Below are 13,197 nucleotides of genomic sequence, written 5' to 3'. Positions count from 1 at the left end.
TTGAGGCCGTCTGAAACGCGTTACTCGCTTTGATTGTTTTGACCGCTGTGGTTCCGGTCGCGATCCAGTGTTTCGATGCAGTCGCGCATCCATTGCCACGCCAGCGTTTGCTGGTCGCCGTAGGCATCCCACAGCGCGTCTTCGCTCAACACGCTGTATTCGCCCTGCGTAGTCAGATCGGGCTGCCAGCCCTGTTCTTCGGCTTCCAGACAATCGCGGTATTCCCCGCCGAAATAAAACGCCGACAGCTCGCGCATAATCGCGTCGCCGCGCCGCCAGTCTTTGCGCGCAGCTTCAAGCCGGGGCAGAAGCTGCGTCCATTCGCGGTAGAGGGCTTGAATTTCGTCAAGACGTTGTTGGGTTGGTTGGCTCATGTGGTTTTCCTTTTTAAAGAATGAAAATGGTTTTCAGACGGCCTTAAAACACTGATTGAAACCCGCCCAAATCCACCAAGACAGATTTGGTTTGGGTGTAGTGCATCAAGGTTTGAACGCCGTTCTCGCGGCCGATGCCCGATTGTTTGCAGCCGCCCGCCGGCATTTGTGCCGGTGATTCGCCCCATGCGTTTATCCAGCAGATACCGGCTTGCAGGCGGCCAATCAAGCGGTGGGCACGTTTGATGTCGTTGGACACCACGCCCGCGGCCAAGCCGTAATCGGTATGGTTGGCGCGCTCGACGGCTTCGTCTTCGGTTTCATAAACCAAAATGCTCATCACCGGGCCGAAAATTTCATCGCGGCAGATGGCCATGTCGTCGGAGCAATCGGTGAACACGGTCGGCGCAACATAAGCACCATTAGCTAAACCTTCATTTTTCAGACGACCGCCGCCGGTGAGCAGCGTGGCGCCTTCCTGTTTGCCGCGTTCGATGTAGCCCAATACTTTTTCCATGTGCGGAAAGCTGGCCAAAGGGCCGAAATTGGTCGCTTCGTCGAGCGGGTCGCCGATACGGATTCGATTCACGCGCTCGATGATTTTTTGTTCAAACTCGGCTTTCAAGGTTTTCGGCACAAACACGCGCGTGCCGTTGGTGCAGACTTGGCCGGAACTGTAGAAATTCGCCATCATGGCAATGTCGGCGGCGGTATTCAAATCCGCATCGTCGCAGATAACCAGCGGCGATTTGCCGCCCAGTTCCATGGTTACGTCTTTCAGGCTGCTTTCGGCGGCTTGCGCCATCACTTTTTTGCCGGTCGGCACGCCGCCGGTAAAGGAAATTTTGGCAATGTTCGGATGGCTGCTTAAGGCAGCGCCGACACGTCCGCCGCCTTGCACCACGTTAAACACACCGTCGGGCAAACCCGCTTCGGTGAAAATTTCCGCCAGCCTGATGGCGCCGGTGGGCGTGGTTTCGCTCGGTTTGAACACCATCGCATTCCCCGCTGCCAAAGCAGGGGCGGCTTTCCACATCGCAATTTGAATCGGGTAATTCCACGCGCCGATACCGCCGACCACACCCAAAGGCTCTTGGCGCGTGTAGGCAAACGCATTCTCGCGCAACGGAATCTGGCGGCCTTCAATGGCCTGCGCCAAACCGGCATAATATTCAATCACATCGGCGCCTGTTACCACATCGACATACAGCGTTTCCGACAAAGGCTTGCCGGTGTCCAGCGTTTCGATACGTGCAAGCTCGTCATTGCGTGCACGCAAAATCTCCACCGCTTTGAGCAGAATGCGGCTGCGCTCCACCGCCGTCATTGCCGCCCAAACTTTCTGGCCTCCGATGGCCGTCTGAACCGCGCGTTCGATTTCAGCATCATCGCTCTCCTGCACGCGGGCAAGGATTTCACCGTTGGCCGGATTGATGTTGTCGAAGGTGTCGGCATTCGGATTCGGTGCGGCGTGGGCGCCGTTGATGTAAGCGGTAAGCATTTGCATGGTCAACTCCTTCACGGTAATCAGTTTTGATTTTGGTAAAAATTCTCAACTACTTTTACCATAACATAATTTCAACATTATTCAAAATCCGCCCGAAAGCAGGGCTTTGCTTGAAAAGTATTCATAAAAATCAAAGAGTCATTTTAAACTAAACAGCTTTTCAGACGGCCTGATTGCGTTTAAAACCTTACGAAAAGCCGATTTTCGGTTAGAATCAGGAAGTCTGAAATTTCTGTTTCAGACGGCCTGTCTTTACATCAAGGCCGTCTGAAAAAAGTAACCATTAAGCGAGAACATTTATGAGCCAATACGTTTATTCCATGCTGCGCGTGAGCAAAGTGGTGCCGCCGCAGAAAACCATTATCAAAGATATTTCCTTGTCGTTTTTCCCCGGCGCCAAAATCGGCTTGTTGGGTTTGAACGGCGCGGGCAAATCCACCGTGTTGCGGATTATGGCGGGTGTGGACAAAGAATTCGAAGGCGAAGCCGTGCCGATGAGCGGCATCAAAATCGGCTATCTGCCGCAAGAGCCTGAGTTAGACCCTGAAAAAACCGTACGCGAAGAAGTGGAAAGCGGTTTGGGCGAAGTAGTGGCAGCGCAGAAACGTTTGGAAGAAGTGTATGCCGCCTATGCCGACCCCGATGCTGATTTTGATGCCTTGGCGGAAGAACAAGGTCGTTTGGAAGCCATTATTGCGGCAGGTTCGTCTAGCGGTGGCGGTGCAGAGCATGAATTGGAAATTGCTGCCGATGCGTTGCGTCTGCCTGATTGGGATACCAAAATCGGCGTGTTATCGGGCGGTGAAAAACGCCGCGTGGCATTATGCAAACTGTTGTTGTCTAAGCCCGATATGTTGTTATTAGACGAGCCGACCAACCACTTGGACGCGGAATCGGTGGAATGGTTGGAGCAGTTTTTGGTGCGCTTCCCCGGCACCGTGGTCGCCGTAACGCACGACCGCTATTTCCTTGACAACGCTGCCGAATGGATTTTGGAGCTTGACCGCGGCCACGGTATTCCGTGGAAAGGTAATTACTCTTCGTGGCTGGAGCAGAAAGAGCAGCGTTTGGCCAATGAAGCGAAAACCGAAGCCGCCCGCATCAAAGCCATGAAGCAGGAATTGGAATGGGTGCGCCAAAATGCCAAGGGCCGTCAAGCCAAATCCAAAGCACGTCTGGCGCGCTTTGAAGAAATGAGCAATTACGAATATCAAAAACGCAACGAAACGCAGGAAATCTTTATCCCCGTGGCCGAGCGTTTGGGCAACGAAGTAATTGAATTCTTGAACGTTTCCAAATCCTTCGGCGACAAAGTGCTGATTGATGATTTGAGCTTCAAAGTGCCGGCAGGCGCGATTGTCGGCATTATCGGCCCCAACGGCGCGGGTAAATCCACTTTGTTTAAAATGATTGCCGGCAAAGAGCAACCCGACAGTGGCGAAGTGAAAATCGGCCAAACCGTGAAAATGAGCCTGATCGACCAAAGCCGCGACGGTTTGCAAAACGACAAAACCGTGTTCGACAACATCGCCGAAGGGCGCGATATTCTGCAAGTGGGCCAATTTGAAATCCCTGCGCGCGCCTACCTTGGCCGCTTCAATTTCAAAGGCAGCGACCAAAGCAAAATCGCCGGCAACCTCTCCGGCGGCGAACGCGGCCGCCTGCACTTGGCCAAAACCCTGTTGAGCGGCGGCAACGTCTTGCTGCTGGACGAACCGTCAAACGACCTCGATATCGAAACCCTGCGCGCCCTCGAAGACGCTTTGCTCGAATTTGCCGGCAGCGTAATGGTGATTTCGCACGACCGCTGGTTCCTCGACCGCATCGCCACCCACATTCTCGCCGCCGAAGGTGACAGTAAATGGGTGTTCTTCGACGGCAACTACCAAGAGTATGAAGCCGACAAAAAACGCCGCTTGGGCGAAGAAGGCGCGAAACCGAAACGGATTAAGTATAAACCGGTAACGCGTTGATTTGAATGAGTAATAAAAAGGCCGTCTGAAAAAATAGTTTTCAGGCGGCCTTTTCCTTTAAAATAATGCTTCGGCATATTCATCACAACGGGGCGACATGAAAAACAAATCAATCAAACAATCAGCCAAGCCGGATTTGAAGGCGGGTTTAATGAAGTTTTGGCGGCGTATCAGCGGCAGGATTTTCAGGCGGCCTTGGAGAAGGCTCGGGGGTTGTTGAAGTTTTATCCGCAGCAGGATGCCGTGTTGAATATGGCGGGGGTGATTTTGGCGCAGTCCAACCGCGAAGAAGAAGCGGTGGCGATGTGGCAGAAGATTCCGGAAGCGAAGAAAAGCCATTCGGTGTTAAATAATTTGGGCAATGCCTGCCGCCGTCTGAAAAAATGGGATTTGGCGGAGCAATACTTGCGCAAGGCCTTGAAATTGAAGCCGGATCATGCCGAGGCGCATTGGAATTTGATGTTGGCGCTCAATGATGCGGGACGCAATGCGGAGGGTTTGCAGGCGGCGAAGGCGCTTTTGGCGTTGAAACCGAATGATGCGAATGGTTTGGAATATGCGGCGATGTTGGCGTTTAATGCGCAGAATTTTGCCGAGGCCGATACGTTTCAGACGGCCTTGTTGGCGCAGCAGCCGGAGCGTGCGGATATTTGGTTGAGCAATGCGTGGGCGAGACGCCGTCTGAAACGTTATGCGCCGGCGGAGGCAAGTTACCTGAAAGCCTTGGCGCTGGACGGGCAGAATTACGATGCTTGGTACGGTTTGGCGAAAATGCGCCATTTTCAGCAGAAATATGAAGAAGCGTGCGAAGCTTTGGCGCGGGCGGTGGCGTTGCGGCCGGACAGCATTGAGGCACAAAGCGATTTGGCCTTGAACCGCCTGTATATTTTGGGGCAGGCCGAACAGGGTGCGGCGGAGGGTTTCCGCTTGGGCGATTTGTATGCGGCGCAGGCGGACAATGTGCGCGTGTATGAAATTCGGCCGAAAGACAGGCTGCACATCGGGCTGGTGTCGTCGGATTTGCGCCATCATCCGGTGGGCATGTTTGCGCAGGGGTTGTTGTGTTCTGAAGCGGCCAAGCAGTTTGATTGGACGGCCTATGCCAATTCGCCGGTTTTTGACGCTTTGAGCGAAACCATCCGTCCGGCTTTTCAGGCTTGGCACAAGATTGACGATTGGTCGGATGAGCAGGTGATGGCACAAATCGCTTCAGACGGCATTGATATTTTGATTGATTTAAACGGCCACACCGCCGGCCACCGCATGGGCGTGTTTGCTGCGCAAGCCGCGCCGGTGCAGGCCGCTTGGTTGGGCTATTTCGCCACCACGGGCTTGCCGACCATGCAGGCACTGATTGCCGATGGGTATTGTGTGCCGGAAGGCGAAGAAAAGCTCTACCGCGAAAAAGTGTACCGCCTGCCGCACACGCGTTTGAATATGCGCGTGCCCGAATTGGATATTGCGGTGAACGAATTGCCCGCCCTGAGCAACGGCTACATCACGTTTGGCTGCTTCCAAAATCTGACCAAGCTGAATGATAACGTGTTGAAAACATGGGCGGTGTTGGCGAAAAAATACCCAAGCGCGCATTGGCGTTTTCAGACGGCACGCTTAACCGAAGGCAGTGATGAGCAAGTTGCGTTCAAGCAAAAATTACTTGATTTGGGTTTTTCAGACGGCGTATTGCATTTTCACGGCATGAGTGGCTACGAAGATTATTTGGCCGCGCATCATGAAGTGGATATGGTGTTGGACAGTTTTCCGTTTCCGGGCGGCACGACCACGGTGGATGCACTGTGGATGGGTGTGCCGACGTTAACCTTGGCTTTGGAAGGGATGTTGTCGCGCCAAGGGCAGCAGCTTTTGTCGGCGGCGGGTTTGCCGGATTGGGTGTGTTCGCGCCTTGATGAGTATTTGATGAAAGCGTTTTACTGGGCGGATTCGGCGCGTTGGGCCGAACTCGATACCTTGCGCCAAAACTTGCGTGCGCAGGTGTTGGCAAGTCCGCTGTATGAGGCGGAAACCTTTGCCCGCGATTGGTGCGATACGGTAAAAACAATATGGCAGGATGCGTGTGAAAATAGATAGTAGATAAGAAGAGGCCGTCTGAAACTTTCAGACGGCCTTTGATGTGTTTCAACGGAGTTTTGTTGTGAAGCGTAAAGGAAAAATCAAACTGTTTTCTTGCGCAGTGAAGGATGGTTTTGCAAGTTATCTAAAAGGATATCAAGCATGCGCGGGGCGACAAGGTGCAGCTCGAAATTATGCGGCGCGGACAGCCATTGCTGAATCAGGCCGTCGATGCTGCATTTGACGAACACCGTAGCAAATTCGATATCCAGATTTTCATCTAAAGCGTGCTGCTCAACGCATTCGGCCAAAACCATATTGAGCTTGTGGTTCCATAAGGTTTGGTATTTGGCCACCAGCGAAATGATGGCTTCGTTTTGCTCGGTGTGTTCGCATTTGAGAAACAGAATATTGTAAAACTTATTATGCAGGCTGTTGTTTTCCAAACGCTCGAAAAATTTCATCAAGGACAGGCGGAAATTGAGCCAGCTGTCTTTGTTGGTGCTTTCCAAATCCTGTACCAAACAATTTTCAATGTCGTCTGAAATGCGTTGGAATAAGCCGTCGAACAAATCTTCTTTGTTTTTAAAATGCCAATATAAAGCACCACGGGTCACACCGGCGGTTTGGGCGATTTCGTTGAGTGAAGTGCGGGCCACCCCTTTTTTGTAAAACGTCTCCAAAGCGGCCAACATTAAATATTCTTTGGTCTTCAAGGCCTCGATTTTGGTTTTTCTCATTTTGTGTTCAAATCTTTATGTAAAAAATTCCGTGTATTATAAAAAATAATTTCATAACATGCAATAATGTATGTATAATGACGCCCGTAACACAGCTTATATAATCAATGTTTTAGTTAAAAAATTGATGTTCTCTTGCCTGCCTTACCGGTTCAAACGTGTAAGCAGGCAGTTAGTGTTTATAGGTTGTGTGTAATAAATTTACAGGAACAATCAAGACGATAGGAAAAGTAATGAATCTTCATGCTTCTCAAATGCTGCGTGTGGCAGCAATTGCCGCTGCAACCGCCTTGGCTTTGTCGGCCTGCGGAAAAGGCGGTGATGCGCAAAAACAAGCCGGTCAAAATGCCCAAGCCCAACAAGAAGCCCGTGCGCCTGAAGTGGGTGTGGTGACGGTGTACCCGCAAACAGTTTCCCTGACCACGGAATTGCCGGGCCGCTTAGAATCCCTCCGCACCGCGCAAGTACGCGCGCAAGTGGGCGGTATTATTGAGAAACGTTTGTTCCAAGAGGGCAGCTATGTACGCGCCGGCCAACCGTTGTATCAAATCGACAGCGCCACTTACGAAGCCAACTTGGAAAGCGCACGCGCGCAATTGGCCACTGCTCAAGCAGCGTTGGCCAAAGCCAATGCCGATTTGGCACGTTACAAACCGTTGGTTGAAGCGGATGCCATCAGCCGCCAAGAGTATGATGCGGCTGTTACGGCCAAGCGTTCGGCCGAAGCCAACGTGAAAGCGGCACAAGCATCGATTAAATCAGCCGGTATTAATGTTCGCCGCAGCCGCATTACCGCACCGATTTCAGGTTTTATCGGCCAGTCTAATGTTTCCGAGGGTACGTTGGTGAGTGCAGGCGATACCACTGTATTGGCCACGATTCAGCAAACTAACCCGATGTATGTGAATGTGACCCAATCGGCCACCGATATCATGAAGCTGCGTCAAGATATTGCCGAAGGTAAATTACAAACTGTCAACGGCGGCATCCAAGTTGGCATTAAATTTGAAAACGGTACCATGTACAACCAAACCGGCCGTTTGTTGTTTGCCGATCCGACTGTGAATGAGTCTACCGGCCAAGTGACTTTGCGTGCGGCGATTCCGAATGAAGACAATATTTTGCTGCCGGGTCTGTATGTGCGCGTGTTGATGAATCAGGCTGATGTGGCCAATGCCTTTGTGGTGCCGCAACAAGCGGTGACCCGTGGCGATAAAGACACTGTAATGATTGTGAATGCCCAAGGCGGTATGGAGCCGCGCGTGGTGACTGTAGCGCAACAGCAGGGTGCATATTGGATCATTACCGAAGGCTTGAAAGAAGGCGACAAAGTGATTGTCGACGGTACCATGATTGCCGGTATGACCGGTGCGAAAAAAGTAACGCCGAAAGAATGGACGCCGCCTGCCGAAGCCGGTCAAGCGCAGCAGGCTTCACAAGCTGGGACTTCAGAGCCGCAAGCCGCTTCTGCACCAGCACCGGCAGCGCAACCGCAAGAAACCGCTGCTGCTTCCGAAGCTAAGAAGTAAGGATGCACTAAATGTCTAAGTTTTTTATTGACCGCCCCATTTTTGCATGGGTGATTGCGATTTTTATCATCGCAGCGGGTATTCTCGGCATTCAAAACCTGCCGATTTCGCAATATCCTTCCGTGGCCGCGCCGACCATTACCATGACCGCTACCTATCCGGGTGCCTCGGCACAGGTAATGGAAGACAGCGTATTGGCCGTGATTGAACGTAATATGTATGGCGTCGAAGGGCTGGATTACATGACGACTTCCGCCGACTCGAGTGGTACGGGTTCGGTGAGTTTGACCTTTACGCCGGAAACCGACGAGGATTTGGCGCAAGTTGATGTGCAGAACAAATTGTCGGAAGTGTTGTCAATGCTGCCTTCGACCGTGCAGCAATACGGTGTAACGGTATCGAAAGCGCAATCCAACTTCCTGATGGTGGTGATGCTGTCGTCTGAAGTACAGTCTGTCGAAGAGATGAACGACTATGCGCAGCGCAACATCGTGCCTGAGTTGCAACGTATCGACGGTGTCGGCCAAGTGCGTTTGTTCGGCGCGCAACGTGCGATGCGTATCTGGGTGGATCCGGGCAGGCTGCAAAACTATAACTTATCGTTTGCCGATATTTCCAGCGCATTGCAAGCGCAGAATATTCAAATTTCTGCCGGTTCGATTGGCGCACTGCCTGCTGCACAAGGCCAAACCATGGCCGCAACCATAACCGCACAAGGGCAATTGAGTACGGCTGAAGAGTTCGGCAATATTATTTTGCGTTCGGATACCAGCGGTGCCAACGTGTATCTGAAAGACGTGGCCAAAGTAACTTTGGGTATGCAGGATTATTCGACCTCTGCACGCCTGAACGGCCAACCAACCACCGGTATGGCGGTAATGCTGTCCAATAGCGGTAACGCGATGGCTACGGCGACAGCGGTGAAGGCGCGCATGGAGACACTGCAACGCTTCTTCCCGGAAGGCATGAGCTGGAAAGCACCTTACGATACTTCGACTTTCGTTGAATTATCGATTGAAAAAGTGATTCACACCTTGCTTGAAGCGATTGTGCTGGTGTTTTTGGTGATGTATTTGTTCCTGCAAAACATCCGCTATACGCTGATTCCGACCATTGTGGTGCCGATTTCGTTGTTGGGTGCGTTTGCCTTTATTTCCTACATGGGCATGTCGATTAACGTATTGACCATGTTTGCGATGGTATTGGTCATCGGTATTGTGGTCGATGATGCGATTGTGGTGGTGGAAAACGTCGAGCGTATTATGGCGACGGAAGGCTTGCCGCCGAAACAGGCTACCAAAAAAGCAATGGGTCAGATTACCGGTGCGGTAATCGGTATTACTGCGGTATTGATTTCGGTATTTGTTCCGTTGGCGATGTTCAGCGGTGCGACCGGTAATATTTACCGTCAATTTGCCATTACCATGGCGGCGGCAATTGCATTCTCGGCTTTCTTGGCGCTGACGCTGACACCGGCCTTGTGTGCCACCATGCTGAAACCGATTCCGAAAGGCCATCACGAAGAGAAAAAAGGCTTCTTCGGGTGGTTTAACCGCAAGTTTGATGCCGGTACGCACCGTTATACCGGTGTGGTGGGTAAGGTATTGAATAAAGCAGGCCGCATGATGGTGATTTATGTCTTGCTGGCTGCAGTGGGTGTGTTCTTCTTTGCGCGTCTGCCGACTTCGTTCCTGCCGTCTGAAGACCAGGGCACGATTATGTTGAACGTGCAATTACCTGCCGGTGCGACTAAAGAGCGTACCGATGCCACGTTGGCGTATGTGAACCAACTGGCCAAATCCATGCCTGAAGTGCGTGATGTGATTGCTGTATCGGGTTTCAGTTTCTCGGGTTCGGGCCAAAACATGGCGATGGGCTTCATTATTCTGAAGGATTGGGCGGAACGTACCGAGCCGGGTAGTGGCGCGGCGGCTGTGGCCGGCAAAATGACCGGTGCAATGATGGGTACGATTAAAGACGGTTTTGGTTTGGCGATTGTGCCGCCGGCCATTATGGAGTTGGGTACCGGCTCGGGCCTGACCATTTACCTGCAAGACCGCAACAGCTCGGGCCACGAAGCATTGTTGGCCAAGCGTAATGAATTGCTGCAAAAAATGCGTCAAAGCCCGATTTTTGATGCCAGCACCGTCCGTTCGAATGGTTTGGAAGATGCGCCGCAGCTGAAAATCGACATCAACCGCCAAGCAGCGGCAGCGCAAGGTATCAGCTTTGCCAGCATTCAAAGCCTGTTGTCTAATGCTTTGGGTTCGTCTTATGTCAACGATTTCCCGAATAAAGGCCGTCTGCAACGTGTGATGGTTCAGGCTGATGCCCCTGCCCGTATGCAACCTGCCGATATTCTGAACATGACCGTAGTGAACAATTCCGGTGTGGCGGTTCCGCTTTCCAGTATTGCCACGGTTTCTTGGCAAAACGGTATGGAACAAAGCGTGCGCTTTAACGGCTATCCGGCCATGGAAGTGACCGGCACACCGGCTACCGGCTATTCTTCGGGTGAAGCCATGGCTGCCGTGCAGCAGATGGTGGACGAAATGGAAGGCGGCTACAGCTTAGAGTGGGGCGGTCAGTCCCGCGAGGAAGCCAAAGGCGGCTCGCAAACCATGATTCTGTATGCATTCTCGATTGCAGCGGTATTCTTGGTGTTGGCAGCACTGTATGAAAGCTGGTCGATTCCGTTGGCCGTGATTTTGGTGATGCCTTTGGGCTTGGTCGGTGCGGCAGTGGGGGCGACAGGCCGTAATATGTTTGAGGGCTTGTTCGGTGCGCCGCCGGCTTATCTGAACGACATTTACTTCCAAGTCGGTTTCGTAACCGTGATGGGTTTGAGTGCGAAAAATGCGATTTTGATTATTGAGTTTGCCAAAGATTTGCAGGCTCAAGGCAAGAGCGCGTTGGACGCGGCATTGGAAGCTGCCCGCCTGCGTTTCCGTCCGATTTTGATGACCTCGTTTGCGTTTATTCTGGGTGTGGTTCCGCTGTATATTGCCAGCGGCGCCAGCTCGGCCAGCCAACGTGCCATCGGTACGACGGTATTCTGGGGTATGTTGATCGGTACGATTCTGTCGGTATTCTTGGTGCCGCTGTTTTATGTGGTGGTGCGTAAATTCTTCAAAGAAACCGCACACGAGCATGAAATTGCCGTTCAACACGCTGCTGAAGCAGGTGTGGCAGTTGAGAAAATCACACCATCTGACACTGATAAGCACTAATCGAAGCTAACAGGCCGTCCGAAAAAGACTTTGTTTTTCAGACGGCCTTAAGGATTTATTATGAAAAATACAACCATCAAACCTGTGTTGAGCGCAGTGGCTGCTGCGGTGCTGTTATCAGCGTGTTCGCTGATGCCCAAATACGAGCAGCCGTCTGTGGCCGTTGCCGACACCTTCAAATACGATACGGCCGAACCGGGTATTCAGGCCGCTTCACTGGGTTGGCAGGATTATTTCGCCGACCCGCGCCTGCACCGATTAATCGAAATTGCATTGGAGCGCAACACCGACTTGCGTCAAGCTGTTTTGAATGCGGAAATCTACCGCAAACAATACATGATTGCGCGTAATGATTTGTTGCCGAGCATTGACGGCAGCGGCAGCGCAACCCGTTCACGTACTGCGCGCGATATGAGCGGTACCGGTTCGTCATACGTCCGTGAAGCCTATACCGTGGGCTTGGGCGTGGCTTCTTACGAAATCGATTTGTTCGGCCGTGTGCGCAGCACCAGCGAAGCCGCTTTGCAAGGTTATTTCAACAGCGCCGCCACCCGCGATGCCACGCATTTGACTTTGGTTTCCAGCATTGCCAAAGCCTATTTCAACGAACGCTACGCCGAAGAATCCATGGCTTTGGCGCAACGCGTGTTGAAAACGCGAGAAGTGACTTACGATTTGTCGAAATTACGCCACCGGGCCGGTGTGATTTCCGCCGTAGACTTGCGCCAACAAGAAGCCTTGATTGAATCGGCCAAAGCCGACTACGCTTCTGCCGTACAAGCGCGCGAACAAGCACGCAACGCTTTGGCTTTATTGATTAACCAGCCTTTGCCGGAAGACTTGCCGAAAGGCTTGCCATTGAACCGTCAGTTTAAAATTGACCGTCTGCCGGCCGGTTTGAGCTCAGAAGTATTGCTGAACCGCCCTGACGTGCGTGCAGCGGAATTTGCGCTGAAACAAGCCAACGCCAACATCGGCGCGGCGCGTGCAGCGTTTTACCCGCGCATCAGCCTGACCGGTTCGTTAGGCACCGGCTCTACCGAATTGGACGGCTTGTTTAAAGGTCCTAACCGGATGTGGTCATTCGGCCCGTCAATCAGTATTCCGATTTTCAACTGGGGCACCAACAAAGCCAATCTCGACGTAGCCAAATTACGCCAACAAGCCCAAGTGGCCGCGTATGAAAATGCTGTGCAATCCGCCTTCCAAGACGTATCCAACGCCTTGGTGACGCGCCAACAGCTTGACCAACGCTACACCGCGTTAATCAAGCAAAGCCGCTCATATGGCGACTACCTGCGCCTAGTCAACCTGCGCTACAAACACGGTGTATCCAGCGCCTTAGATTTGCTTGATGCCGAGCGCAGCAGCTATGGTGCCGATACGCAAGTATTGGCCACCCAGCTGACCCGCTTGGAAAATCTGGCGGATTTGTACAAAGTATTGGGCGGCGGTTTGAAACGCTTTACCAACGATTCGGTTGAAACCAGTAATTAAGGTTCGAATCATGAAAAAAAGGCCGTCTGAAAACAATTTTGTTTTCAGACGGCCTTTAAACATTTGAATTTTTGAATAAATTTATATAAGTGTTTTGTCGGTTTGAGCAAGGATAATGTGGTTTTTATACGACAATAATTTGATATTATATTGTTTGTGGCGTATCCGGTGAATTTTAACGATGTGGGATATTTTGTGATAATTTAATTTTAAGTAAGTTTATAAAAATCATTATCTTAATCGTTATTTAATTCTTGCGTAGAGAAGGTGAATACTT

The 13,197-nt window shown here is 51.8% G+C and carries 8 protein-coding genes; 5 read left to right on the top strand and 3 right to left on the bottom strand.

Translation table 11 applies throughout. From position 1 onward, the window contains the following. Positions 1–20: 20 nt before the first annotated feature. Together CGZ65_RS10710 and betB are read right to left on the bottom strand one after the other, a co-directional pair. On the bottom strand, positions 21–374 hold the full coding sequence (locus CGZ65_RS10710; RefSeq protein ID WP_096295803.1) for a DUF4298 domain-containing protein: 354 nt from the start codon (positions 372–374) through the stop codon (positions 21–23). A 43-nt stretch (positions 375–417) separates the two neighbouring features. Beyond that, positions 418–1,881 carry a betaine-aldehyde dehydrogenase gene (betB, locus tag CGZ65_RS10705; protein ID WP_096295802.1) on the bottom strand — a complete coding sequence of 488 codons (1,464 nt, stop codon included), beginning with the start codon at positions 1,879–1,881 and terminating at the stop codon, positions 418–420. A gap of 299 nt (positions 1,882–2,180) precedes the next feature. On the opposite strand from betB, the gene ettA reads away from it, so the two are divergent. After that, positions 2,181–3,854 carry an energy-dependent translational throttle protein EttA gene (gene ettA / locus CGZ65_RS10700; RefSeq protein ID WP_096295801.1) on the top strand — a complete coding sequence of 558 codons (1,674 nt, stop codon included), beginning with the start codon at positions 2,181–2,183 and terminating at the stop codon, positions 3,852–3,854. 159 nt (positions 3,855–4,013) lie between these two features. Beyond that, a complete protein-coding gene (locus tag CGZ65_RS10695; protein WP_332457919.1) occupies positions 4,014–5,942 on the top strand; it encodes an O-linked N-acetylglucosamine transferase, SPINDLY family protein in 1,929 nt (642 codons plus the stop codon). 83 nt (positions 5,943–6,025) lie between these two features. On the opposite strand, the gene mtrR is transcribed toward CGZ65_RS10695, so the two are convergent. Next, positions 6,026–6,664, bottom strand: coding sequence for a multidrug efflux system transcriptional repressor MtrR (gene mtrR, locus CGZ65_RS10690; protein WP_096295799.1), 639 nt, complete (start codon positions 6,662–6,664; stop codon positions 6,026–6,028). Positions 6,665–6,897: 233 nt separating this feature from the next. Here mtrR and CGZ65_RS10685 point away from each other — a divergent pair, with 233 nt between their 5' ends. From CGZ65_RS10685 to CGZ65_RS10675, 3 genes are read left to right on the top strand one after another with little or no spacing between them, the layout of a single operon-like run. Next, the gene (locus CGZ65_RS10685) at positions 6,898–8,193 is read left to right on the top strand and encodes an efflux RND transporter periplasmic adaptor subunit (protein WP_096295798.1); all 1,296 of its coding nucleotides are present in this window, start codon (positions 6,898–6,900) and stop codon (positions 8,191–8,193) included. A gap of 11 nt (positions 8,194–8,204) precedes the next feature. Beyond that, positions 8,205–11,423, top strand: a complete 3,219-nt coding sequence (locus tag CGZ65_RS10680) for an efflux RND transporter permease subunit (RefSeq protein WP_096295797.1) — start codon at positions 8,205–8,207, stop codon at positions 11,421–11,423. Positions 11,424–11,483: 60 nt separating this feature from the next. Continuing rightward, positions 11,484–12,920: an efflux transporter outer membrane subunit gene (locus CGZ65_RS10675; RefSeq protein WP_096295796.1), complete on the top strand. Its 1,437-nt coding sequence runs from the start codon at positions 11,484–11,486 to the stop codon at positions 12,918–12,920. Positions 12,921–13,197: the final 277 nt, after the last annotated feature.

The sequence above is a fragment of the Neisseria weixii genome, from assembly GCF_002327085.1.
GTDB classification, from domain to species: domain Bacteria; phylum Pseudomonadota; class Gammaproteobacteria; order Burkholderiales; family Neisseriaceae; genus Neisseria; species Neisseria weixii.
This window is presented reverse-complemented; position numbering and strand designations above follow the sequence as displayed.

Excerpts from the sequence above, each read along its gene's own strand:
- CGZ65_RS10680 (WP_096295797.1), top strand. The coding sequence starts at position 8,205 with ATGTCTAAGTTTTTTATTGACCGCCCCATTTTTGCATGGGTGATTGCG.
- CGZ65_RS10675 (WP_096295796.1), top strand. The coding sequence starts at position 11,484 with ATGAAAAATACAACCATCAAACCTGTGTTGAGCGCAGTGGCTGCTGCG.
- betB (WP_096295802.1), bottom strand. The coding sequence starts at position 1,881 with ATGCAAATGCTTACCGCTTACATCAACGGCGCCCACGCCGCACCGAAT.
- ettA (WP_096295801.1), top strand. The coding sequence starts at position 2,181 with ATGAGCCAATACGTTTATTCCATGCTGCGCGTGAGCAAAGTGGTGCCG.
- mtrR (WP_096295799.1), bottom strand. The coding sequence starts at position 6,664 with ATGAGAAAAACCAAAATCGAGGCCTTGAAGACCAAAGAATATTTAATG.
- CGZ65_RS10710 (WP_096295803.1), bottom strand. The coding sequence starts at position 374 with ATGAGCCAACCAACCCAACAACGTCTTGACGAAATTCAAGCCCTCTAC.
- CGZ65_RS10685 (WP_096295798.1), top strand. The coding sequence starts at position 6,898 with ATGAATCTTCATGCTTCTCAAATGCTGCGTGTGGCAGCAATTGCCGCT.